The sequence below is a fragment of the Streptococcus sp. M143 genome, assembly GCF_000162495.1.
GTDB lineage: Bacteria > Bacillota > Bacilli > Lactobacillales > Streptococcaceae > Streptococcus > Streptococcus dentisani.
Window position 1 is genome coordinate 385,257 of sequence record NZ_GG730097.1, and the last position, 24,771, is coordinate 410,027.

Here is a 24,771-nt window from a genome sequence, read left to right on the forward strand (position 1 = left end):
GGAAAATGACAGAAATGCTTAAAGGAATCGCAGCATCTGATGGTGTTGCAGTTGCAAAAGCATATCTACTCGTTCAACCGGATTTGTCATTTGAGACTATTACAGTCGAAGATACAAACGCAGAAGAAGCTCGCCTTGATGCCGCTCTACAAGCATCACAAGACGAGCTTTCTGTTATTCGCGAGAAAGCAGTAGGTACGCTCGGTGAAGAAGCAGCTCAAGTTTTTGACGCTCACTTAATGGTGCTTGCTGATCCTGAAATGATCAGCCAAATTAAAGAAACTATCCGTGCGAAGAAAGTGAATGCAGAAGCAGGTCTGAAAGAAGTAACAGACATGTTTATCACTATCTTTGAAGGAATGGAAGACAACCCATACATGCAAGAACGCGCAGCGGATATCCGCGACGTGACAAAACGTGTATTGGCAAACCTCCTTGGTAAAAAATTGCCAAACCCAGCTTCTATCAATGAAGAAGTAATCGTGATTGCGCATGACTTGACTCCTTCAGATACAGCTCAGTTGGACAAAAACTTTGTAAAAGCTTTTGTAACCAACATTGGTGGACGTACAAGCCACTCAGCTATCATGGCGCGTACGCTTGAAATTGCAGCAGTATTGGGTACAAACAACATCACTGAAATCGTTAAAGACGGTGACATTCTTGCCGTTAACGGTATCACAGGTGAGGTTATTATCAACCCGACTGATGAGCAAGCAGCTGAATTCAAGGCTGCTGGTGAAGCTTATGCGAAACAAAAAGCTGAATGGGCGCTCTTGAAAGACGCTAAAACAGTAACTGCTGATGGTAAACACTTTGAATTGGCTGCCAACATCGGTACTCCAAAAGACGTTGAAGGTGTCAATGACAACGGTGCTGAAGCTGTTGGTCTTTACCGTACAGAGTTCTTGTACATGGATTCTCAAGACTTCCCAACAGAAGACGAGCAGTACGAAGCTTACAAGGCTGTACTTGAAGGAATGAACGGTAAACCTGTTGTCGTTCGTACAATGGATATCGGTGGAGATAAGGAACTTCCTTACTTCGATATGCCTCACGAAATGAACCCATTCCTTGGATTCCGTGCTCTTCGTATCTCTATCTCTGAGACTGGAGATGCTATGTTCCGCACACAAATCCGTGCCCTTCTTCGTGCATCAGTTCACGGTCAATTGCGTATCATGTTCCCAATGGTTGCGCTCTTGAAAGAATTCCGTGCAGCTAAAGCAGTCTTTGACGAAGAAAAAGCAAACCTTCTTGCTGAAGGTGTTGCAGTTGCGGATAATATCCAAGTTGGTATTATGATCGAAATCCCAGCAGCAGCAATGCTTGCAGACCAATTTGCTAAAGAAGTTGACTTCTTCTCAATCGGCACAAATGACTTGATCCAATACACAATGGCGGCAGACCGTATGAACGAGCAAGTTTCATACCTTTACCAACCATATAACCCATCAATCCTTCGCTTGATCAACAACGTTATCAAAGCAGCTCACGCTGAAGGGAAATGGGCTGGTATGTGTGGTGAGATGGCTGGTGATCAACAAGCTGTTCCACTCCTTGTCGGAATGGGCTTGGATGAGTTCTCTATGTCAGCAACATCTGTACTTCGTACACGTAGCTTGATGAAGAAACTCGACACAGCTAAGATGGAAGAGTACGCAAACCGTGCCCTTACAGAATGCTCAACAATGGAAGAAGTTCTTGAACTTCAAAAAGAATACGTTAATTTTGATTAATCAAAAAGTCCTTGCAACTCGGTTGCAGGGATTTTTTGCTTTAAAAATTTAGTGATTGATTTTCAATATAGGATTCTCAAATCAGACTGTTCAGATAGAAAGTAGTGTAGAAAACAAAAAACGTTAACTGGTTCATAAAATTCTTGACAAGTTGCAAATTTAGGAGTAAACTATTAACCAGTTAACTATTAGAGAGGAGTTTCTGCAATTTAGAAATGAATTGCAACTAGAAATATCAAAAAGAAAGAGAGCTTCGATGAAAATTAATAAAAAATACCTAGCAGGTTCTGCGGCAGCCTTGATTTTAAGTGTTTGTTCTTACGAGTTGGGACTGTATCAAGCCAGAACAGTCAAAGAAAATAATCGTGTTTCCTATATAGATGGAAAACAGGCGGCACAAAAAACGGAGAATCTGACTCCTGATGAAGTCAGCAAGAAAGAAGGCATCAATGCGGAGCAAATCGTCATCAAGATAACAGACCAGGGCTATGTCACTTCGCATGGCGACCACTATCATTACTATAATGGCAAAGTCCCTTATGACGCTATCATCAGTGAAGAGTTGCTGATGAAGGATCCAAACTACCAGCTCAAGGACGAGGATATTATCAGTGAAATCAAGGGTGGTTATGTTATCAAGGTAGATGGAAAATACTATGTTTACCTTAAGGATGCAACCCATGCGGATAATGTCCGTACAAAAGAAGAAATCAATCGGCAAAAACAAGAACATAGTCAGCATCGTGAAAGAGGGACTTCAGCAAACGATGGTGCGGTAGCCTTGGCACGTTCACAGGGACGCTACACCACAGATGATGGTTACATCTTTAATGCATCCGATATCATTGAAGATACTGGTGATGCTTATATCGTTCCTCATGGCGACCATTACCATTACATTCCTAAGAGTGAGTTATCAGCCAGCGAATTGGCTGCTGCAGAAGCCTTTCTATCTGGTAGAAGTGGCCAATCAAATACGCCTACTTATCGCCGTACCAATAACAACAGTGCTAGCAGCGATGTAGATAGATGGATCCCATCCTATAATAATCACGGCAGTGGCTATACGAACACGAACACAGCTAACAACAGTAGCGACGATAGCCAAGTAAGTCAAAGTGATGAGGATATTGATGGCCTTCTGAAACAACTTTATGCCTTGCCATTCAGCCAACGACACGTAGAATCTGATGGCCTTGTCTTCGACCCAGCACAGATTACAAGTCGAACAGCTAGAGGAGTTGCTGTGCCTCATGGGAACCATTACCATTTCATCCCTTATTCACAGATGTCTGAATTGGAAGAACGAATCGCTCGTATTATTCCTCTACAGTACAGTTCGAACCATAGGGTGCCGGATTCAAGACCAGAACAACCAAGTCCACAACCGACTCCGGAACCTAGTCCAAGCCCGCAACCTGCACCAACTCCTCAACCAACTCCAAGTAATCCAATTGACGAAAAATTGGTCAAACAGGCGATTCGAAAAGTAGCTGACGGCTATGTCTTTGAGGAGAATGGAACCTCACGTTATATTCCTGCTAAGGAACTTTCATCAGAAACTGCTGCAGCCATTGATAGTAAACTAGCCAAACAAGAAAGTTTAGCTCATAAGCTAGGAGCTAAGAAAACCAACCTCCCATCTGGTGATCAAGGATTTTACAATAAGGCTTATGACTTGCTAGCAAGAGTTCATCAAGACTTACTTGATAATAAAGGGCGCCAAGCTGATTTTGACACTTTGGATAAACTGTTGGACCGCCTCAATGATGCCTCAAGTGATAAAGTCAAGTTGGTGGATGATATTCTGGCCTTCCTAGCACCGATTCGTCATCCAGAACGTTTAGGAAAACCAAATGCGCAACTTGCCTACACTGATGATGAGATTCAGGTAGCCAAGTTGGCAGGCAAGTATACAACAGAAGATGGCTATATCTTTGATCCTCGTGATATCACCAGTGATGAGGGGGATGCCTATGTAACTCCACATATGACCCATAGCCATTGGATTAAAAAAGATAGTTTGTCTGAAGCCGAAAGAGCGGCAGCCCAGGCTTATGCTAAAGAGAAAGGTTTGACTCCTCCTTCAACAGACCATCAGAATCCAGGAAATACGGAGGCTAAAGGAGCAGAAGCTATCTACAACCGCGTGAAAGCAGCTAAGAAGGTGCCGCTTGATCGTATGCCTTACAATCTCCAACATACCGTGGAAGTTAAAAACGGTAGTTTAATCATTCCTCATTATGATCATTACCATAACATCAAATTTGAGTGGTTTGACGAAGGACTTTATGAGGCACCTAAGGGGTATAGTCTAGAAGATCTCTTTGCGACTGTCAAGTACTATGTCGAACATCCAAACGAACGTCCGCATTCAGATAGTGGTTGGGGCAATGCAAGTGACCATGTTCAAAGAAACCAAAATGGTCAAGCTGATACCAATCAAACGGAAAAACCATCAGAGGAGAAACCTCGGACAGACAAACCTGAGGAAGAAAAGCCACGCGAAGAGAAGCCTCAAAGTGAGAAACCAGAATCTCCAAAACCAACTGAGGAGCCGGAAGAAGAATCACCAGAGGAAGCAGAAGAACCTCAGGTCGAGACTGAAAAGGTTGAAGCGAAGTTGAGAGAGGCTGAAGAGCTACTTGCAAAGATCCAAGACCCCATTATCAAGTCCAATGCCAAAGAAACTCTCACTGGCTTAAAAAATAACCTGCTATTTGGTGCTCAGGATAACAATACCATTATGGCTGATGCTGAAAAGTTGTTGGCTTTATTAAAGGAGAGCAAGTAAAGGTAGAAGCATTTTCTAGATCCTAAAAACAGGATAGGAGATCTAGAAAAGATAAAATCGAAAATGAGAATAGAATGTAAGTTCTAATTCTCATTTTTTTCATGAAAATATGTAAAATATCTTGACATATAGTGTAAATAAAGATAAACTATTTACTAGTTAATTAAACGGTTAAATACTAGTTAAGGAGTAATGATGAAAAAAAGAACATTTCTATTATTAGTGGCAGGTCTCTTGGTTCTTGTATTAGGAGCATGTAGCCAAAAAGAAAAACAAGAAGCAAAAGGGATGAAGATTGTAACAAGTTTTTACCCAATCTATGCCATGGTCAAAGAGGTATCGGGGGACTTGAATGATGTACGGATGATTCAGTCAAGTAGTGGGATTCACTCCTTTGAACCGTCAGCAAATGACATTGCTGCCATTTATGATGCGGATGTCTTTGTCTACCATTCTCATACGCTCGAATCTTGGGCTGGAAGTCTAGATCCTAACTTGAAAAATTCAAAAGTTAAAGTTTTAGAAGCTTCTGAAGGAATGACGTTGGAGCGTGTACCAGGTTTGGAAGATGTTGAAGCTGGTGACGGTATTGATGAAAAAACACTCTACGACCCTCACACTTGGTTAGATCCAGAAAAAGCAGGTGAAGAGGTACAGATTATCGCTGACAAACTTTCGGAGATTGACAGTGCTAATAAGGAAACGTATCAAAAGAATGCCAAAAACTTTATCGCTAAAGCCCAAGAATTGACTAAGAAATACCAGCCTATTTTTGAAAAAGCGAGCCAAAAGACCTTTGTTACCCAACACACAGCCTTTTCATACCTCGCTAAACGCTTTGGTTTGAAACAACTCGGTATAGCTGGGATTTCCCCTGAACAAGAGCCAAGTCCGAGACAGTTGACAGAAATCCAAGAATTTGTCAAAACCTATAAGGTCAAAACAATTTTTACTGAAAGCAATGCTTCCTCTAAAGTAGCTGAAACCTTGGTCAAATCAACAGGAGTTAATCTAAAAACACTCAATCCTTTGGAAGCAGACCCCGAAAATGATAAAACTTACTTAGAAAATCTAGAAGAAAATATGAATGTTCTTGCAGAAGAATTAAAATGAGGAGATTATGAAAATTAAGAAAAAGTATCTTGCGGCAGGATCGGCTCTTGTCCTTTCCCTAAGCTTTTGCATCTATGCATTGAACCAACACCATGTGGAAGGAAACAAAGATAATAACCATGTGTCTTACATCGATGGGAAGAAAGACTCTCAAAAAACAGAGACTCAGACACCAGATCAAGTTAGCAAAAAAGAAGATATTCAGGCAGAACAAATTGTTGTGAAAATTACCGATCAAGGTTATGTGACTTCACACGGTGATCATTTCCATTATTACAATGGTAAAGTTCCTTTTGACGCGATTTTCAGCGAAGAACTGTTGATGAAAGATGCCAATTATCAACTCAAAGATGCTGACATTGTCAACGAAATCAAAGGTGGCTACATTATCAAGGTGGATGGTAAGTATTATGTTTACCTTAAGGATGCGACACATGCTGATAACGTTCGTACGAAGGACGAAATTGAACGCCAAAAACAAGGTCATACTCACGATGCACCAACTTCTAACAGTGCAGTGTCACTTGCACGATCACAAGGACGCTATACTACCGATGATGGATACATCTTTAATCCATCTGATATTATAGAGGATACTGGTGATGCTTATATCGTTCCTCACGGTGGACATTACCACTACATACCTAAGAGTTCCTTGTCTGCTAGCGAATTAGCAGCTGCCCAAGCCTACCTCTCTGGAACTAGAAAACAGCCAAGTGTGACTGACTATCGTCCAAGCCAAAATGGAACCAGTCAAACCACTAATACTAGTCAACAATCTAAAACACCAAGCAAACCAGAAGAGAGCTTGCAGAGTCTATTGCAGCAACTCTATGCACTTCCAAGTAACCAACGTTATGCAGAATCGGATGGCTTGATTTTTGACCCTACTAAGATTTCAAACAGAACTCCAAGTGGCGTAGCGATTCCTCATGGAAATCACTATCATTTCATTCCATATACAAAGCTTTCTGCTTTGGAAGAAAAGATTGCTCGTATGATTCCTCTTGCTAGCGACAGTGGGCAACCAGCACCTTTGGAAAAACCAAGCAAACCCGTAGAACATCCTGATCAGCAAAGCCATCATCATGACCAAGACGGTGACCATACAAGTCAGGATACCAACCATGAAGACCATGATGGAGAGGAGCATGACCACCATCACGGTGAAGAACATGATCATGGTTTTGCAGCTGACCGTGTTATTAGTGAAGATGAGAAAGGGTTTGTAGTTTCTCATGGAGATCACGCTCATTATTTCTTTAAGAAGGACTTGACTGCAGCTCAAATCAAAGCTGCCCAAGATCACTTGAAAGAAAATCATCAGTCTGAGCCGGTTCAACCACTTGCCAAGACTGTAGAAAGTTTCTCAAGAGATGCTAGCGATGAAGAAAAAATCAAGTATATCTCACAGACCTACGGGGTTCCGCTTGAAGCGATTCGTATTTCAAATGGATTCTTTGTCTTTGGAAATCCAGATCAAGCCTATGATCCAACCCATATCCATCCCTATGCTGTTCGAAAAGAACATGTTCGTATTCCTCTCCAAACTGGGAACCCAGAACTGGATTTCCTAAATGAACTTTATACGACTGCCCTACGTGATGGGGTGTCTCCTTATAGTTTACAGGTAGAAAGTGGTAGTTTTGTGATTCCTCATGGTGATCACAATCACTACATCAAAGTTCAAACTAAGGGCTATGAAGTAGCTTTGAAAAACAAGATTCCAGCCCTACAATCGACCTATCAACCTGGAGCATTTGATGAACAAACTGTTCTATCTAAAGTGGATCAACTTTTAGCAGATAGCAGAAGTCTCTACAAAGACCAACCTATCATGCAGAGACGTGTTGAACTTGCTTTGGGTCAATTTGCCGAGAACATGAAAAAACTGGCGACCAACTCAACTGCTGGATACCTAGTAGCCTTGGAACTCTTTGATAAGCAATATATCCATGTGGATCAAAGTGTGTCTCCAGTTGAAACATCACCTTTGGACAAGAAATACCAAGCCCTTGTAGATAAGATCAATACACTGGATACAGATACTTATGGTTTGCCTAAGAAGGATCTTTTGGTACATTTGCAGGAAGCTAAGCTAGCACAAGATGAGACAGAGTTGGCTGCTATTGAAGCGAAACTTCAGGCCTTGCAAGATTTCCGAGATCGGACAGGGGTTACAACAGTAGAGTACATCAAGTATTTCTATGAACATGTATCTGATGGTCGTTTGAGAGAAGAACTTCGGAACCGTGTTGCTAAGTTGACATGGGAACTTTACCAGTCCCAATCTTTCCTCAAAGCGACCGACTTGAACAAGTTATTCCCAACTATTTACCAAACTAAGCTAGAAGTTGAAGAAGCTCTTAAAGAAGAACCCGTTTCTACAAAAGCTGGTAAAACCATTCTGGATACAGAAAAAGTGGATAGTCAAACTGTTAAGACAGCCATCTATGAATTCCTAAAAGAACTCTACGGTGATTTTATGCCAGAAGAGCGGATTAGCCATGTTAAGAAGGAAGAAGTGGATGCTCTTCTAACAAAAGCTGCCCAACTCCTAGCGCGTGTCAAAGAAGATGGTGTCAAACAATCCCTAGCTGAAGAAGCAGCTAATATCAAAGCGGCTACTGAAAAGGAAAATGCAGACCTTGACGAAGCTAAAACACAACTTGAGGATCTTTTAAATCGTATTGCAGCGACTATCCAACGAGAGGAAAAAGAAGCAGAACAAGATCCGCAAACGGTGATCATCTATCAAAAACTCTATAATGTCTTGCTCTCTCTTCACAAGTACTTAGAGGATAACAAAGGATCCGATGCTGACTTTGAACGTGTTGATGCCCTATTTGATCAACTTGCAGCCAAAAGCAGTGATAAAGAAGCTCTCCTCACCCTAGCTAAAGAAATCATTAGCTTGAACCAGGGACTCCGTTCAAAAGCAAGTGAAACTGCTAGCCAATCTAAGTCTGAGAAAGACAGTGAAACAGTTGCTTCTCAAACAACAGAAAAGCAAGCGCAAAGTGAGTCTGAGTCAAGTGCTCAACCAAAGGAATAAAAAGAAAGGCGAAGTAGCTAAGCTACCTCGTCTTTTTTAGTCTTTATAGGCTACAATACCAATGATGGTATCCACTGCACGCTCCATGGTCTGAAGGCTGACGTATTCAAAACGTCCATGCATGTTTTCACCACCAGCAAAGATATTAGGAGTTGGAATTCCCATAAAGGAAATCTTAGACCCATCAGTCCCACCGCGAATTGGTTCGATAATAGGCGTGATACCTAGATCTTCCATAACAGCTTTGGCAATGGTAACGGGCGTCATATCTTTCTCGATGACTTCTTTCATATTGTAGTACTGGTCTGTCAGAGTCAAGGTCACTCGATCATCCCCAAGCTCTTGATTCATTTTGTCAGCAATCTCTTGCATGGCTTCCTTACGAGATTCAAAGGCATCCTTTTCAAAGTCACGAATGATGTAGCTTGCACGCGCCTCCTCGACACTACCTGACACATCCATAAGATGATAGAAACCTTGGTAACCATCTGTCAACTCAGGTCGGTCATTCTCAGGAAGTTGATTATGAAAATCAATTGCTAACTGAAGGGCATTGACCATTTGATCTTTAGCAGTACCAGGGTGAACATTGCGCCCTTGAAAATGGAGTTCAGCAGCTGCTGCTGAGAAAGTTTCGTACTGAAGTTCACCTAGTGGGCCACCATCAACAGTGTAAGCAAAATCAACGTCAAAATCTTCTGCATCAAACTTGTTAGCTCCAACACCAATTTCTTCATCTGGTCCAAAACCAACTCGAATTTCACAATGTTTGATTTCGGGATGAGCAGTCAGATATTCAATAGCAGTCATAATCTCAGCAATCCCTGATTTGTCATCAGCACCCAGCAAGGTCGTGCCATCAGTTGTGATAAGGGTTTGGCCTGGATATTTCTCAAGGCTTTTGAAATCAGCAGGATCGAGTTTAAAACCAGAATCACCTAAGTCGATAGCTCCACCATCGTAATTTTCGATGACTTGCGGATTAACTCCTTCAGCATTAAAGTCAGCTGTATCCATGTGGGAGATGAAGCCAATCTTGCGTGTCAAGCTTGGATCGTTTGCTGGTAAAGTTCCAATAGCAAAACCATTTGGGAGGTAGTAAACATTTTGCAGACCGACACGTTTCATTTCAGGAATAAGAACATTGGTCGCAAAATCTACCTGACTTTGCGTACTTGGAGTAGTAGTAGAGTGTTCATCAGAACGCGTGTTGACCTTGACGTAGGTCAGAAAACGTTCCAAAAGGTTCGGATAAGACATAAAAACTCCTTTAATATCATTTTTTTCATTGTATCATAGAATGGAGAGAAAGACAAAGAGAAGTAAATAAAAATAAAATGAATGAAAGCGTTTATTTATTATATATTTCGTGGTAGAATGGTAATTGAAAAAAACATCACAAGGACATATCAATGAAAAAAGCAATTTTAATGATGACATTCGGTTCGCCAGAAGAGATTACCTTTGAGAGTGTGGCGGATTTTTTTACCAATATTCGTCGTGGAATCAGACCCCAAGATCACGAGATTCAGACTCTCTATGACAACTATGTTCGTATAGGTGGAACACCGCTTCAGAGGATTACACGTGAGGAGGTCAGTTTAGTCAAGGAACGGTTAGGAGAAGAGTATGGCATCTACTTTGCCAACAAATTTTCTCGCCCCTTTATTCCTGATGTAATCAAGCAGATGGAAGCTGATGGTGTTGAAGAATGTATCTGCTTGATTTTGGAACCTCATTATTCTTTTTACTCAGTCATGGGGTATGAAAAGTTTTTGGAAAGCCAGCAGATCCGATTTTTAGTCATTAAGGACTGGTATCAACAACAGTCTTTGCTGAATTTTTGGACAGATGAGATTAGCAAAATTTTACGGAACGATGTGGGAGAAGAGTCCTTTAAGGTAATCTTCTCAGCCCATAGTGTTCCAATTTTTGCCTTAGACTTTGGAGATCCTTATATCGATCAGATTTTTGATAATAGCAAGTTGATAGCAGAGCAACTCAGTCTAACCGCAGATCAGTATACCAACACTTGGCAGAGCGAGAGTGATATTGGAATCCCTTGGATCAAGCCAGATGTCTTAGAATATTTGCGAGAACAAAAGCAACATCCCGAGCATTATATTTTTGTCCCGATTAGTTTTATCAGTGAGCACATCGAAGTCTTGTTCGATAATGATGTGGAATGTTATGAGTTGTGTCAAGAATTAGGTGTCACCTACCATCGACCACCTATGCCCAATACGGATAGCCGTTTAATTGACGCTTTAGTTGCTGCTGTAAGAGCCAATGAACACAAAGAATTTAAAGCTTTTCTCCCAGAAGAAGAAACCTTTGATGAGTTAGCACCTTCAGCAACCACCAAGGACATCATGGAGGAGACAGACGACCTTCAGATGCCAGAATTTGTCAAAAAACTCATTGAGAAAAAAGGCCGTGAAAATGTAAAGATGCCTTACTTAATTAAAAAAATGCTAGAAAAGGCTGGTAAATTGCCGAAAGACTAAAGAAAAAAGGATTTAGCATGAAGCTAGATCCTTTTTATTTGTCTTATTTTTTCTCAAGAAGAGCTTTGATTTCTTGAAGAACTTCTAGTTCAGTTGGAGCAGCAGGTGTATCTTCAACTGGCTCTTCTTTCTTAGTAAGGTTTTGAGCTTTTTCAACAGCTTTAATAACGAAGAAAAGAACAGTACCAATCACTAAAAAGTTGATGACAGCGCTCAAGAAGCTACCATATCCAACACCATTCCATGAAAGTTCAGCGATACGCTCAACATTTGCTGCTTTCAAGGCTGGATTCAAGATAAGTGGAGTGATGATATCATTTACAAGTGAAGTAACGATAGCACCAAAAGCAGAGGCAATGATCACACCGACAGCGAGGTCAACGACATTACCACGAAGCAAAAATTCTTTAAGATCTTTTAACATTTTCATAAAATCCTTTCAAAAACTAATCTCAATTGTACCTGAAATACCTAAATATTGCAACCTTAATGCTTACTGATACCTATTTCATTTATAAAAAACGTATACTTTACTAAAAATATAGTTAAGAATGATAATCAAAACCTGAGCAATTAGCGTTTCGATGGCATTGACCTGATCTAGTTGATCGTTGACAAACTGCCCGATAATATCGGGATAAGATGTAACAAAGATATAAGTTAAAAGAACGTCAAGACCAAGTGTGGAAAGACGTGCTAAGAAAAATTTAACTAGGCGAATTGGCCAATTCTTTCTCTCTTGTTTAAAGACAACAGTGTCATTGGTGATAAAGGCAAAGAGAATACCGATAATGTTTGCGAGTATGGTTGCTAGGATTTCTTGGTGGCTAATACGGTAAATAACCAAACGTGATAAAATTGAGACCAGAGTAGTAGCACCACCAAAAAATAGATAGGAGAGGATTTCATTATCAAAGAAAGTTTTTACTAGTTTTTTCATGATTTTAGTATAGCATAAATTCATATAATGTGCTATACTGGTAAGGTTGATTCACTCAACCCTTGGTGCTTAGCTTCTTTCACCAAGCATATTTCACGCGGGAAACCGCTAAAGGAGAAAACATGAAAAATCTAACTGTTCGTGACATGGCATATATTGCTATCGTTGCTGCTATCTATGTGGTTTTGACCATCACCCCACCGCTGAATGCCATTAGCTACGGTGCTTACCAGTTCCGTATTTCTGAGATGATGAATTTTTTGGCCTTCTACAATCCTAAATACATCATCGGTGTGACGATTGGATGTATGATTGCTAATTTCTTTAGCTTTGGTCTAATAGATGTCTTTGTCGGTGGAGGTTCTACCCTAGTTTTCCTAAGTCTAGGTGTATGGCTCTTTAGCAAATACAAAAATGACTATTTGTTCAATGGTTTGATTCGTAAAGATCATTTCTTCTTTTCAATCCTCTTCTCCATTTCAATGATTACCATTGCAGCTGAACTTCATATCGTTGCAGAGGCTCCATTCTTCTTTACATGGTTCTCTACTGGAATTGGTGAGTTTGCATCACTTATCGTAGGTGCGATTTTGATCAATAAACTGGGACAGCGAATCGATCTAACAAAATAAGAAGTCTATAAGCTAGATACTTGCCAAATCTAGCTTTTTTCATTCCATAAAATTAAAAGAGAGCGCTTGACAAGAACATAGAACTATAGTATACTTTTTAGGTAAGCTGATTTAGCTCAGTTGGCAGAGCGCATCCATGGTAAGGATGAGGTCGCCGGTTCAATCCCGGCAATTAGCATGATAGAAACAAAATGACCTTGGGAGACCAAGGTTTTTCTTATACTTCTGTGGAAATGAAGCTAAAGAGTTTTGGCTATTGACAAAAGTGACTCTATCTAGTAGAATAGTAGGTGCGATGAGTCGATAGGTAGTCTTCGGACTGCTATTGAGCATAAGGAGGTCATAACGCAGGAGCGGACCTTGATGAGTTGTGTGAACCTGCTCATCACATGAAGATGCCTCTTAGTCCCTAGTCAATGACTAGGGATTTTTAATTTTCAGAAAATAGAACCCAAAAATGCTTTTCAATTTCTGGAAAAAGTAGTATAATACATCTATTATAGAAATTTTTAGAAAATTCCGAAAGAGGTTATTTATGGGATATACAGTTGCTGTAGTCGGCGCGACAGGTGCTGTCGGAGCTCAGATGATAAAAATGTTGGAAGAATCAACACTTCCAATCGACAAAATCCGTTACCTTGCTTCTGCACGTTCAGCAGGCAAAACTTTGAAATTTAAAGACCAAGATATTACGATTGAAGAAACAACTGAGACAGCTTTTGATGGTGTTGATATTGCACTCTTTTCAGCAGGTGGTTCGACATCAGCTAAGTATGCACCATACGCCGTTAAAGCTGGAGCGGTAGTGGTGGATAATACATCTTATTTCCGTCAAAATCCAGATGTGCCATTGGTTGTTCCAGAAGTAAACGCTCATGCACTTGATGCCCACAACGGGATTATTGCCTGCCCTAACTGTTCAACTATCCAAATGATGGTGGCCCTTGAACCTGTTCGTCAAAAATGGGGTTTGGATCGTATTATCGTATCAACTTATCAAGCTGTTTCAGGTGCTGGTATGGGAGCGATTCTTGAAACACAACGGGAACTTCGTGAAGTCTTGAATGATGGTGTAAACCCACGTGATTTGCATGCGGAAATCTTGCCTTCAGGTGGTGACAAAAAACACTATCCTATCGCCTTCAACGCACTTCCACAAATCGATGTCTTCACTGACAATGATTACACATACGAAGAGATGAAGATGACTAAGGAAACTAAGAAAATCATGGAAGATGACAGCATTGCAGTATCTGCAACATGTGTGCGTATTCCAGTCTTATCAGCTCACTCTGAGTCTGTTTACATCGAAACAAAAGAAGTGGCTCCAATCGAAGAAGTGAAAGCAGCTATTTCAGCCTTCCCAGGTGCTGTTCTTGAAGATGATGTAGCTCATCAAATCTATCCACAAGCCATCAATGCAGTAGGTTCACGTGATACCTTTGTTGGTCGTATCCGTAAAGACTTGGATGCTAAAAAAGGAATTCACATGTGGGTTGTTTCAGATAACCTCCTCAAAGGTGCTGCTTGGAACTCTGTACAGATCGCAGAAACGCTTCATGAGCGTGGTTTGGTCCGTCCAACAGCTGAGCTGAAATTTGAATTGAAATAATGGTTTAGGAGTTCGAATGAACTCCTTCTTTGAAATAGAGAGGTGTTTCTCATGTCTTACCAAGATCTAAAAGAGTGTAAAATCATCACTGCCTTCATCACTCCTTTCCATGAAGATGGCTCCATCAACTTTGATGCTATTCCAGCTCTTATAGAGCATTTGTTGGCCCACCATACAGATGGTATTTTGCTAGCTGGAACTACAGCTGAAAGTCCAACCTTGACTCACGATGAGGAGTTGGAGATTTTTACTGCTGTACAAAAAGTGGTCAAGGGACGGGTTCCTTTGATTGCGGGTGTGGGTACCAATGATACGCGAGACTCTATCGAGTTTGTCAAAGAAGTAGCAGAATTTGGTGGTTTTGCTGCTGGACTTGCTATCGTACCATACTATAACAAACCTTCTCAAGAAGGCATGTACCAGCACTTTAAGGCAATTGCAGATGCTTCTGACTTACCAATTATTATCTATAACATTCCAGGGCGTGTAGTTGTCGAATTGACTCCAGAAACCATGCTTCGTTTGGCTGACCATCCAAATATCATTGGGGTCAAAGAATGTACTAGTCTGGCTAATATGGCTTACTTGATTGAACACAAGCCAGAAGAGTTCTTGGTCTATACTGGTGAGGACGGAGATGCTTTCCATGCCATGAACCTTGGTGCGGACGGGGTTATTTCTGTTGCCTCTCATACAAATGGGGACGAAATGCACGAGATGTTGACTGCTATTGCAGAAAGCGATATGAAAAAAGCGGCAGCTATTCAACGTAAATTCATTCCTAAGGTCAACGCCCTCTTCTCTTATCCAAGTCCTGCTCCAGTTAAGGCAGTCCTTAACTATATGGGATTTGAAGCTGGACCAACTCGTCTACCTCTCGTTCCAGCACCAGAAGAAGATGCCAAACGCATTATCAAGGTTGTCGTAGATGGCGACTATGAAGCGACTAAGGCAACCGTAACAGGAGTCTTAAGACCAGATTACTAATAAAGACAATAAAATCCATGACCGAACGATCATGGATTTTTCTTATTTTCCTAAACAGAATTGGCTAAAGAGTTGGGTAATGAGTTCATCTGGAGCAGCATCTCCAGTGATTTCTCCGAGAATTTCCCAAGTACGGGTCAAGTCAACTTGAAGCAAATCAACTGGCATCCCTAGTTCAAGACCTTCATTAACTGCTTGTAGGCTTTCAACGGCCTTTTTAATCAAGGAAATATGACGGGCATTTGACAAGTAAGTGGCATCTTGCTCAACCAAACCAGCATTTTCAAAGAAGAGATCGTTAATACGCTCTTCGATCTTATCGATGTTTTGGTTTTTAAGGACTGAAATACGGATAACATCTTCAGGAAGTTCCGAAGTTTCAATCGCTTCAGGAAGATCAGTTTTATTAAGCAGAATAATGCGGTTGGTATCCTGACTGATTTCTAAGAGTTGACGATCTTGGGCGGTTAGTTGTTCGCTGGCATTTAGCACCAGTAGAACCAAGTCAGCTTCCTTGAGGGCTTTTTTCGAACGCTCAACACCGATTTGCTCCACGATATCATCTGTTTCCCGGATACCAGCTGTATCAATCAATTTAAGAGGAACACCATTGATATTGACGTATTCTTCGATGACATCGCGTGTCGTACCAGCGATGTCAGTTACGATAGCCTTGTCCTCACGTAGGAGATTGTTTAGGAGGCTGGATTTTCCAACGTTGGGGCGTCCGATGATGGCAGTTGAAATTCCCTCACGAAGGATTTTGCCACGTCGGGCTGTCCTAAGGAGATTGGTTAGCAATTGCTCAAACTCCATAGTTTTCTCACGGACGACTGCAGTAGTGGCTTCTTCAACATCATCATACTCAGGATAGTCGATATTGACCTCTACTTGGGCAAGCGTATTGAGGATTTCTTGGCGAGTATTATTAATGAGGTCAGAAAGAGAACCGTCCAATTGTTTGACTGCAATATTCATGGCCTTGTCAGTCTTAGCGCGGATGATGTCCATTACCGCCTCAGCTTGCGTTAAATCCACACGACCGTTTAAAAAGGCGCGCTTGGTAAATTCACCAGGTTCTGCCAATCGAGCTCCTTCACGAATGGCTAACTGGAGAATTTCGTTAGTCACCGCAATCCCACCGTGGGTGTTAATCTCGATAATATCCTCACGAGTGAAGGTTTTTGGAGACTTCATAGCTCCAACCATAACCTCGTCCATGACTTTACCAGTTTGAGGGTCAACAATGTGACCGTAGTTGAGAGTATGGCTAGCAACCTTGCTTAAGTCTTTTCCTTTAAAAATTTTTTGCGCAATGGCAAAACTGTCAGTTCCGCTCAAGCGGACAATCCCAATGGCTCCTTCACCTAGTGGAGTAGAGATGGCAACGATGGTATCAAATTCACGTGTAATCATACTAATTCCTTTTGTATTTCTTTTATAGGATATGGTATCCAAGCATCTCTTCAAATTGTAACAAATTTAAACCATTTCTTCAATGGATGCTACTCTAAGACTTAAAAAGCCTAAGCAATTCTGCTTAAGCTAGTTTATTTGGTGCGCATTTCCCCTTGAGGAAAGTAAGTTCCTTCTGGCATGTCGTTGATGATGACATGGACAGCAGATTGGGGGGCTCCAGTATTACGAACAACAGCTTCCGTTACTTCCTTAGCAAGAGCTTTCTTTTGATCAAGCGTGCGTCCTTCAAATAAATCGATGCGTACAAATGGCATAATAGCTTCCTCCACTAGTTTTTGATTTCTTCTATTTTACCACATTTTGCCGTTTAAAGCTTTAGAAAATTATGATATACTAGAATGTAGCAAAAATTTAGAAATGGACGTAAAATAAAAGCATGGCACAGTTGTATTATCGTTATGGGACTATGAACTCTGGTAAGACGATTGAGATTCTCAAGGTGGCCTATAACTATGAGGAGCAAGGAAAGGGAGTTGTGATTATGACTTCGGCTCTGGATACGCGTGACGGTGTCGGCTATGTATCTAGTAGGATTGGCATGAAACGCCCAGCCATTGCGATTGAGGAGACGACGGATATCTTCGGCTATATCCGAGATTTAGCTGAAAAACCTTACTGTGTTTTGGTCGACGAGGCCCAGTTTCTCAAGCGTCACCATGTTTACGACCTAGCTCGTGTTGTGGACGAATTAGACATACCCGTCATGGCATTCGGTTTGAAGAATGATTTTCGCAATGAACTGTTCGAAGGTTCCAAACACCTTTTGCTCTTAGCAGACAAGATTGACGAAATCAAGACCATTTGTCAGTATTGCAAGAAAAAGGCGACCATGGTATTACGAACTCAGGATGGACTGCCCGTTTATGATGGTGAGCAGATCCAAATCGGTGGAAATGAAACCTATATCTCGGTTTGCCGTAAACATTATTTTGCGCCTGAAATTAATAAGGAGAATGAAGAAAAATGAACATCTATGATCAACTACAAGCTGTAGAAGACCGTTATGAAGAATTAGGAGAGTTGCTGAGTGACCCTGATGTGGTCTCAGATACTAAACGTTTCATGGAGCTTTCAAAAGAAGAGGCTTCTACTCGTGACACGGTAACAGCCTACCGTGAATACAAACAGGTCCTTCAGAATATCATTGATGCTGAGGAAATGATTAAAGAGTCTGGCGGAGATGCGGACTTGGAAGAAATGGCGAAGCAAGAACTCAAAGATGCCAAGTCTGAAAAAGAAGAGTATGAAGAAAAACTGAAAATCTTGCTCCTTCCAAAAGATCCAAACGATGACAAAAATATTATCCTTGAAATCCGTGGAGCAGCAGGAGGTGACGAAGCAGCGCTTTTCGCTGGAGACCTTCTAACCATGTACCAAAAGTATGCGGAAGCCCAAGGCTGGCGCTTTGAAGTCATGGAAGCTTCTATGAACGGTGTTGGTGGTTTCAAAGAAGTGGTTGCCATGGTTTCTGGTCAATCCGTTTACTCTAAACTTAAGTATGAATCAGGTGCCCATCGTGTGCAACGTGTCCCTGTGACAGAAAGCCAAGGTCGTGTTCATACATCGACTGCAACTGTCCTTGTCATGCCTGAAGTAGAAGAAGTGGAATACGATATTGATCCAAAAGACCTTCGTGTTGATATCTATCACGCATCTGGTGCTGGTGGACAGAACGTCAACAAGGTTGCGACAGCCGTTCGTATCGTTCACTTGCCAACCAATATCAAGGTTGAGATGCAGGAAGAACGTACCCAGCAGAAGAACCGTGAGAAGGCCATGAAAATCATCCGTGCGCGTGTTGCTGATCATTTTGCGCAGATTGCTCAGGATGAACAAGACGCTGAGCGTAAGTCAACCATCGGTACTGGTGACCGTTCAGAACGAATCCGTACTTACAATTTCCCACAAAACCGTGTCACAGACCACCGTATTGGCTTAACCCTCCAAAAACTGGATACTATCTTATCTGGAAAATTGGACGAAGTTGTAGATGCCTTGGTGCTCTATGACCAAACACAAAAATTAGAAGAATTAAACAAATAATGAAATTAGCTCAATTATTTTCAGATTTTGAAGAAGAGTTGATAAGACAAGGAGAGGAAGCAGAAAGCCTCTCTTTTGTCTATCGTAGCCTAAAAAATCTCTCTTTCACAGACTTTGTCTTTGCCCTTCAGCAAGAGGTAACAGAAGAAGAAAAACAATTTGTAGAAGAAATTTTCCAGCAATTAGCAGCTCATAAACCTGCCCAGTACATCATTGGACAGGCAGATTTCTTTGGAATGCAGTTAAAAGTAGATGAGCGGGTTTTGATTCCTCGTCCAGAGACAGAGGAGTTGGTTGAGCTCATCCTGGCTGAAAATTCTGATGAAAATCTTAAGGTCTTGGATATCGGTACGGGAAGTGGTGCCATCGCCCTTGCTTTAGCAAAGAATCGTCCAGACTGGTCAGTGACAGCAGTTGATATTTCACAGGATGCACTAGATTTGGCAACTGAAAACGCTAAAGTTCAGAATTTCCAGATATTTTTTAAAAAATCTGATTGTTTTGCAGAAATTTCTGAAAAATATGATATAATTGTATCCAATCCACCCTATATCTCTCGTGAAGATGAGTCAGAGGTCGGTTTGAATGTTTTGCATTCGGAACCTCATCTAGCTCTCTTTGCAGATGAGGATGGCCTAGCTATTTACCGCAGAATTGCGGAAGATGCAAAAGACTTTCTCACAGATGGAGGTAAGATTTACCTTGAAATTGGATACAAGCAAGGTCAAAGTGTTCCTGCGCTTTTTAGGAAACATCTTCCTGAAAAACGAGTACGAACACTCAAGGACCAGTTTGGTCAAGATAGGATGGTTGTAGTTGATGATGGACAGGATTAGACAAGAGTTGGAAAAGGGCGGAGCTGTTGTTCTACCAACTGAGACAGTTTATGGCCTCTTTGCTAAGGCCTTAGATGAAAAAGCTGTCGACCATGTTTACCAACTCAAACGTCGTCCTAGAGACAAGGCGCTCAATCTTAATGTCGCTTATCTAGAGGACATCTTGCACTTTTCAAAGAATCAGCCAACTTATCTACAAAAGCTTGTAGAGACCTTTTTACCAGGTCCCTTGACCATTATCCTCGAAGCCAATGACAGAGTCCCCTATTGGGTCAACTCTGGTCTTGCAACGGTGGGATTTCGGATGCCGAGTCACCCCATTACACTTGATTTGATTCAAGAGACAGGTCCTTTGATTGGGCCGTCTGCCAATATTTCAGGTCAGGCTAGTGGAGTGACCTTTGCTCAAATTCTAGAGGATTTTGACCAAGAGGTTCTGGGTCTGGAGGACGACGCTTTTCTAACTGGACAGGATTCGACTATTTTGGATTTGTCTGGAGACAAGGTGAAAATCTTACGCCAAGGGGCAATTAAACGAGAAGATATACTTGCTCGGTTGCCAGAGATTTCTTTTGAGGAGGAATGAGATGCTAAGAGATTTGCAAGAAACAGATGTAAAAGCTATATGTGAGATCAACCAAGAAGTCTTGGGCTATTCTTTTAGTCCAGAGGACACAGCTAGTCAACTAGCTAGACTGTCTCAGGATTCACATCATTTCCTACTTGGCTATGAGGATGAAGCCAGCCATGTCCTACTTGGATATGTCCACGCTGAGGTCTATGAATCTCTTTATTCCAAAGCAGGATTTAACATCTTAGGCTTAGCGGTTTCACCTCAAGCACAAGGGCAAGGTATCGGTAAAAGCTTACTGCAAGGGTTGGATCAAGAAGCAAAAAGACGGGGTTATGGGTTTATCCGCTTAAACTCTGCTGATCATCGTCTGGGAGCTCATGCATTTTATGAGAAAGTTGGTTATACTTGTGATAAAGTGCAAAAACGGTTTATTCGCATCTTTTAGTTTATTTTGTAAAAACAAACTAAAGGACCAGTCACACTATAAAGGAGAAGACCTATGATTTTTGACAAAGATGATTTTAAAGCATACGATGCTGATCTCTGGAATGCTATTGCCAAAGAAGAAGAACGCCAACAAAACAACATTGAGTTGATTGCTTCGGAAAACGTGGTTTCCAAGGCTGTTATGGCGGCTCAAGGGTCTATCTTGACCAACAAATATGCCGAGGGCTACCCAGGACGTCGTTACTATGGTGGAACAGATGTAGTAGATGTGGTAGAGACTCTTGCTATTGAACGCGCGAAAGAAATTTTCGGTGCTAAATTTGCCAATGTCCAACCTCACTCAGGAAGCCAAGCTAACTGTGCGGCTTACATGGCATTGATTGAGCCAGGTGATACGGTTATGGGGATGGATTTGGCAGCAGGTGGACACTTGACCCACGGAGCTCCTGTCAGCTTCTCTGGTCAAACCTACAACTTTGTTTCTTATAGTGTAGATCCTGAAACGGAGCTCTTGGACTTTGACGCTATCTTGAAACAAGCCCAAGAAGTAAAACCAAAACTAATCGTAGCAGGTGCTTCAGCCTATTCTCAAATTATCGACTTTTCAAAATTCCGTGAAATCGCAGATGCTGTTGGTGCTAAGCTCATGGTCGATATGGCTCATATCGCTGGTTTGGTTGCAGCTGGTCTTCACCCAAGCCCAGTGCCATACGCTCATATCACCACAACAACGACCCACAAAACCCTTCGTGGACCACGTGGTGGTTTGATTTTGACTAATGACGAAGAACTTGCTAAGAAAATCAATTCAGCTATTTTCCCTGGTATTCAGGGTGGTCCTTTAGAGCATGTTGTTGCTGCTAAGGCTGTTTCCTTCAAAGAAGTTTTGGATCCAGCTTTCAAGGAATATGCTGCAAATGTTATCAAAAACAGCAAAGCTATGGTAGAAGTCTTCTTGCAAGACCCTGATTTCCGTATCATTTCTGGTGGAACTGAAAATCACCTCTTCCTAGTGGATGTGACTAAGGTTGTAGAAAACGGAAAAGTTGCTCAAAACTTGCTAGATGAAGTTAATATTACCCTAAATAAAAACTCAATTCCATACGAAACCTTGTCACCATTCAAAACAAGTGGGATTCGTATCGGATCTGCAGCCATCACTGCACGTGGATTTGGTGAAGAAGAAAGCCGTAAAGTGGCTGAACTCATCATTAAAACCCTTAAGAATGCAGAAAATGAAGCTGTCTTAGAAGAAGTGAGAAGTGAAGTCAAAGCATTGACAGATGCCTTCCCACTATACGAGGACTAATACTTTTATGGACATTTATATTAAGAAAGCCATTATCCATCAGTTCAGTCCGGATGATACCGAGCTGTTCCTAGCGGATAAGTTTCTCAATATCACTCCAAAAATTGAGGAATACCTGCGTAGAAAAATTGAACGTGTGTATTCAGATGAAGCCAAGACTGGGATTTTCGAGGAAGAAAATCCCTTCTTCAATCATATCACAGACGATTTGTTGGAGACATCAGTAACACTGGCTAATCTCTGGAAAGAAGAGTTCAGTATTTCTGAAAACCTCAAGACCAATGACTTGATTTTTGTTCAGTTTTCTAAAGAAGGTGTAGAGCATTTCGCTTTCTTGCGAATTGCCCTGCGGGAAACCTTAACCCACCTCGGTGGAGAAGTTGATAACCCAATCAAGCTAACTCAGAATAACCTGCCTGGATTTGGAACGGGGGCTGACGAGGCCTTGGTGGTTAATCTTCAAAGTCGCAAGTACCATCTCATCGAAAAACGAATCAAGTATAATGGAACTTTTTTGAACTACTTTTCAGAAAATCTTCTTGCTGTTGCGCCTAAGATTTCTCCCAAGAAATCCATCAAGGAACTTGAAAAAACAGCCCAGAGAATTGCTGAAACTTTTAACACAGATGATTTTCAATTTCAATCCAAGGTTAAATCAGCTATTTTCAATAATCTAGAAGAAAGTAATGAACTGTCACCCGAGAAATTAGCTAACGACCTTTTTGATAACAACCTGACAGCTCGTCTAAGTTTTATCGACCAAGTCAAAGAAGCTGTACCAGAACCAGTTCAGTTTGATGAAATCGATGCCAGTCGTCAACTCAAGAAATTTGAAAATCAAAAACTCTCCTTATCAAATGGAATTGAACTCATCGTTCCCAATAATGTTTACCAAGACGCAGAGTCTGTTGAGTTTATCCAAAATGACAATGGAACCTATTCTATCTTAATCAAAAATATCGAGGATATTCAAAGTAAATAATGTTTAAATTACTACGAAGAGTGCTAGTGCTAGCAGTCTTCCTTTTCGCTGTCTATAAAGTCTATCATATCCATCAAGATGTGAAGCAAGTCATGACCTACCAACCCATGGTTCGAGAAATCCTCAGTGAAAGAGATACTCCAGCCAATGAAGAGCTTGTGCTCGCCATGATTTATACCGAAACGAAAGGAAAAGAAGGCGATGTCATGCAGTCTAGCGAGTCTGCTAGCGGTACCACAAATACTATCAATGACAATGTGACGAGCATTCGTCAGGGAATTCAAACTTTAACTGATAATCTCTACCTAGCTCAGGAAAAGGGCGTTGATGTCTGGACAGCCGTGCAAGCCTATAATTTTGGTCCTGCTTATATCGATTTTATCGCTCAAAATGGCAAGGAAAACACTCTCGCCTTGGCCAAACAATATTCTCGTGAAACCGTCGCTCCCATTCTTGGAAATACCACTGGGAAAACCTATACCTATATCAACCCGATTTCTATCTTTCATGGAGCCGAACTCTATGAAAATGGTGGAAATTATTACTACTCGAGACAGGTACGCTTTAATCTCTACATCATGAAATTCTTTAATTTCTTCTAAACATCTGGTTTTACCAGGTGTTTTTCACTATAAGCTTTCTTTAAGATTGTTTTATTAAGCTAGAAAGATAAAGGAGGGAATATCCCATGAGAAAGAAATTCTTTCTAACAAGCGCTGCAGTTTTGTGGGCCGCAACAGCTATGACGAGCGTCTACGCAGCAACCGATGTTCAAAAAGTAATTGATGAAACCTATGTACAACCTGAATATGTCCTTGGTTCTTCACTAACTGAAGACCAAAAAAATCAAACTCTTAGCAAACTTGGCTATGACGCATCGAAAGACACCAAAGATATCAAAACTATGACACCGGATATCTATTCGAAAATTATGAATGTGGCTAATGATGCTAGCCTACAGCTCTATTCGTCAGCTAAGATTCAAAAGCTGGGGGATAAGTCGCCTCTAGAAGTCAAGATTGAAACGCCTGAAAATATCACAAAGGTGACGCAGGATATGTACCGTAACGCGGCAGTGACGCTGGGAGTGGAGCATGCTAAAATCACAGTTGCAGCTCCCATTCCAGTTACGGGTGAGAGTGCGTTGGCAGGGATTTACTACTCATTAGAGGCCAATGGTGCTAAAGTACCACAAGCCAATAAAGACTTGGCCCAAGAAGAGCTAAAAGCCTTGTCTGATATCAATGCTGAAAACAAGGACAAGTCAGGCTACGATGCCAATAAACTCAATGTCGCTTTGGCAGATATCAAGGCAGGAATCGCTAAGGCAAAAGAAGCCAAAGGAAATCTGACAGAAGAGGATGTCCGCAAAATTGTAGAAGACACACTAAAAAATTACAAACTCGATCAGGTTATAACAGGAAACCAGGTCAATATCATCATCAATTTTGCACTTAATCTCTCAAAGAGTGACATCTTGAATAATGCTGATTTCACTAAAACCCTAAACGACCTCAAGGAAAGCATTGTCTCTCAAGCTGGAGATAGCTTTAAAAATATCAACCTCAACTTTGATGCCAATAAAGCGCTAGAAGATGGGGGCAACTTCTTGAGTTCTCTTTGGCAAGCCATTGTCAACTTCTTCAAGAGTTTTGGTGCTTAGGTCATTTCATGATATAATAGATGGTAACAGAAATGTTGCCGTCTTTTTTTGTCGGCCGA

General features: G+C 41.3%; 22 protein-coding genes, 1 tRNA gene and 1 riboswitch. Of the genes, 18 read left to right on the plus strand and 5 right to left on the minus strand.

Going from position 1 to position 24,771, the window contains the following annotated elements; all coding sequences use genetic code 11:
• The first annotated feature begins 5 nt into the window (after positions 1–5).
• The 4 genes from ptsP (at position 6) to HMPREF0850_RS08555 (ending at position 8,701) form a co-directional block, all read left to right on the plus strand.
• Positions 6–1,739, plus strand: coding sequence for a phosphoenolpyruvate--protein phosphotransferase (gene ptsP, locus HMPREF0850_RS08540; RefSeq protein WP_000138129.1), 1,734 nt, complete (start codon positions 6–8; stop codon positions 1,737–1,739).
• A 256-nt stretch (positions 1,740–1,995) separates the two neighbouring features.
• Positions 1,996–4,533, plus strand: coding sequence for a pneumococcal-type histidine triad protein (locus HMPREF0850_RS08545; RefSeq protein WP_000700241.1), 2,538 nt, complete (start codon positions 1,996–1,998; stop codon positions 4,531–4,533).
• Between the two features lie 195 nt (positions 4,534–4,728).
• Positions 4,729–5,646 (plus strand): metal ABC transporter substrate-binding protein, encoded by a 918-nt coding sequence (locus HMPREF0850_RS08550; RefSeq protein ID WP_000747422.1) that lies wholly within the window; start codon positions 4,729–4,731, stop codon positions 5,644–5,646.
• Between the two features lie 7 nt (positions 5,647–5,653).
• Positions 5,654–8,701: a pneumococcal-type histidine triad protein gene (locus tag HMPREF0850_RS08555; RefSeq protein WP_000694271.1), complete on the plus strand. Its 3,048-nt coding sequence runs from the start codon at positions 5,654–5,656 to the stop codon at positions 8,699–8,701.
• A gap of 36 nt (positions 8,702–8,737) precedes the next feature.
• Here HMPREF0850_RS08555 and pepT read toward each other — a convergent pair whose 3' ends face one another.
• A complete protein-coding gene (gene pepT, locus HMPREF0850_RS08560; RefSeq protein WP_000121372.1) occupies positions 8,738–9,961 on the minus strand; it encodes a peptidase T in 1,224 nt (407 codons plus the stop codon).
• Positions 9,962–10,113: 152 nt separating this feature from the next.
• On the opposite strand from pepT, the gene hemH reads away from it, so the two are divergent.
• A complete protein-coding gene (hemH, locus tag HMPREF0850_RS08565; protein WP_000709266.1) occupies positions 10,114–11,208 on the plus strand; it encodes a ferrochelatase in 1,095 nt (364 codons plus the stop codon).
• Between the two features lie 43 nt (positions 11,209–11,251).
• Here the strand turns inward: hemH and mscL are convergent, their stop codons facing one another.
• A complete protein-coding gene (mscL, locus tag HMPREF0850_RS08570) occupies positions 11,252–11,632 on the minus strand; it encodes a large conductance mechanosensitive channel protein MscL (protein ID WP_009013975.1) in 381 nt (126 codons plus the stop codon).
• An 84-nt stretch (positions 11,633–11,716) separates the two neighbouring features.
• Positions 11,717–12,148 (minus strand): GtrA family protein, encoded by a 432-nt coding sequence (locus tag HMPREF0850_RS08575; protein ID WP_000737531.1) that lies wholly within the window; start codon positions 12,146–12,148, stop codon positions 11,717–11,719.
• A 28-nt stretch (positions 12,149–12,176) separates the two neighbouring features.
• Positions 12,177–12,273, plus strand: a riboswitch (PreQ1 riboswitch).
• Between HMPREF0850_RS08575 and HMPREF0850_RS08580 the strand changes: the two genes are divergently transcribed.
• The 4 genes from HMPREF0850_RS08580 to dapA all read left to right on the plus strand — a co-directional run bounded on the left by HMPREF0850_RS08580 (position 12,271) and on the right by dapA (position 15,379).
• Entirely contained in the window at positions 12,271–12,780 is a 510-nt protein-coding gene (locus HMPREF0850_RS08580) for a QueT transporter family protein (protein ID WP_000793851.1), read from the plus strand. Its footprint overlaps the riboswitch before it by 3 nt.
• Positions 12,781–12,885: 105 nt before the next feature.
• A tRNA-Thr gene (locus HMPREF0850_RS08585) sits at positions 12,886–12,958 on the plus strand.
• 357 nt (positions 12,959–13,315) lie between these two features.
• Positions 13,316–14,392, plus strand: a complete 1,077-nt coding sequence (locus HMPREF0850_RS08590) for an aspartate-semialdehyde dehydrogenase (protein WP_000542484.1) — start codon at positions 13,316–13,318, stop codon at positions 14,390–14,392.
• Between the two features lie 51 nt (positions 14,393–14,443).
• Positions 14,444–15,379 (plus strand): 4-hydroxy-tetrahydrodipicolinate synthase, encoded by a 936-nt coding sequence (dapA, locus tag HMPREF0850_RS08595; RefSeq protein ID WP_000121599.1) that lies wholly within the window; start codon positions 14,444–14,446, stop codon positions 15,377–15,379.
• Positions 15,380–15,421: 42 nt separating this feature from the next.
• On the opposite strand, the gene mnmE is transcribed toward dapA, so the two are convergent.
• The gene (gene mnmE, locus HMPREF0850_RS08600; protein WP_000632774.1) at positions 15,422–16,795 is read right to left on the minus strand and encodes a tRNA uridine-5-carboxymethylaminomethyl(34) synthesis GTPase MnmE; all 1,374 of its coding nucleotides are present in this window, start codon (positions 16,793–16,795) and stop codon (positions 15,422–15,424) included.
• Positions 16,796–16,929: 134 nt separating this feature from the next.
• On the minus strand, positions 16,930–17,112 hold the full coding sequence (locus HMPREF0850_RS08605) for a 4-oxalocrotonate tautomerase (RefSeq protein ID WP_001117394.1): 183 nt from the start codon (positions 17,110–17,112) through the stop codon (positions 16,930–16,932).
• 122 nt (positions 17,113–17,234) lie between these two features.
• Here HMPREF0850_RS08605 and HMPREF0850_RS08610 point away from each other — a divergent pair, with 122 nt between their 5' ends.
• The 9 genes from HMPREF0850_RS08610 (at position 17,235) to HMPREF0850_RS08650 (ending at position 24,712) form a co-directional block, all read left to right on the plus strand.
• A complete protein-coding gene (locus tag HMPREF0850_RS08610; RefSeq protein ID WP_000068120.1) occupies positions 17,235–17,825 on the plus strand; it encodes a thymidine kinase in 591 nt (196 codons plus the stop codon).
• Positions 17,822–18,901, plus strand: a complete 1,080-nt coding sequence (prfA, locus tag HMPREF0850_RS08615; protein ID WP_001028811.1) for a peptide chain release factor 1 — start codon at positions 17,822–17,824, stop codon at positions 18,899–18,901. The genes HMPREF0850_RS08610 and prfA overlap by 4 nt, the downstream gene beginning before the upstream one ends.
• Complete coding sequence (prmC, locus tag HMPREF0850_RS08620) at positions 18,901–19,737, plus strand: peptide chain release factor N(5)-glutamine methyltransferase (protein WP_000761873.1); 837 nt, start codon at positions 18,901–18,903, stop codon at positions 19,735–19,737. Before prfA ends, prmC begins: the two co-directional genes overlap by 1 nt.
• The gene (locus HMPREF0850_RS08625) at positions 19,721–20,323 is read left to right on the plus strand and encodes an L-threonylcarbamoyladenylate synthase (protein WP_000969282.1); all 603 of its coding nucleotides are present in this window, start codon (positions 19,721–19,723) and stop codon (positions 20,321–20,323) included. Before prmC ends, HMPREF0850_RS08625 begins: the two co-directional genes overlap by 17 nt.
• Before the next feature lies 1 nt (position 20,324).
• Entirely contained in the window at positions 20,325–20,756 is a 432-nt protein-coding gene (locus tag HMPREF0850_RS08630; protein WP_000942947.1) for a GNAT family N-acetyltransferase, read from the plus strand.
• Between the two features lie 54 nt (positions 20,757–20,810).
• Positions 20,811–22,067 (plus strand): serine hydroxymethyltransferase, encoded by a 1,257-nt coding sequence (glyA, locus tag HMPREF0850_RS08635; protein WP_000575508.1) that lies wholly within the window; start codon positions 20,811–20,813, stop codon positions 22,065–22,067.
• A 7-nt stretch (positions 22,068–22,074) separates the two neighbouring features.
• Complete coding sequence (locus tag HMPREF0850_RS08640; protein ID WP_000356123.1) at positions 22,075–23,049, plus strand: nucleoid-associated protein; 975 nt, start codon at positions 22,075–22,077, stop codon at positions 23,047–23,049.
• Positions 23,049–23,651: a lysozyme family protein gene (locus HMPREF0850_RS08645; protein WP_009013979.1), complete on the plus strand. Its 603-nt coding sequence runs from the start codon at positions 23,049–23,051 to the stop codon at positions 23,649–23,651. Before HMPREF0850_RS08640 ends, HMPREF0850_RS08645 begins: the two co-directional genes overlap by 1 nt.
• A gap of 86 nt (positions 23,652–23,737) precedes the next feature.
• Positions 23,738–24,712, plus strand: coding sequence for a DUF1002 domain-containing protein (locus tag HMPREF0850_RS08650; RefSeq protein ID WP_001227383.1), 975 nt, complete (start codon positions 23,738–23,740; stop codon positions 24,710–24,712).
• The last annotated feature ends 59 nt before the right edge of the window (positions 24,713–24,771 follow it).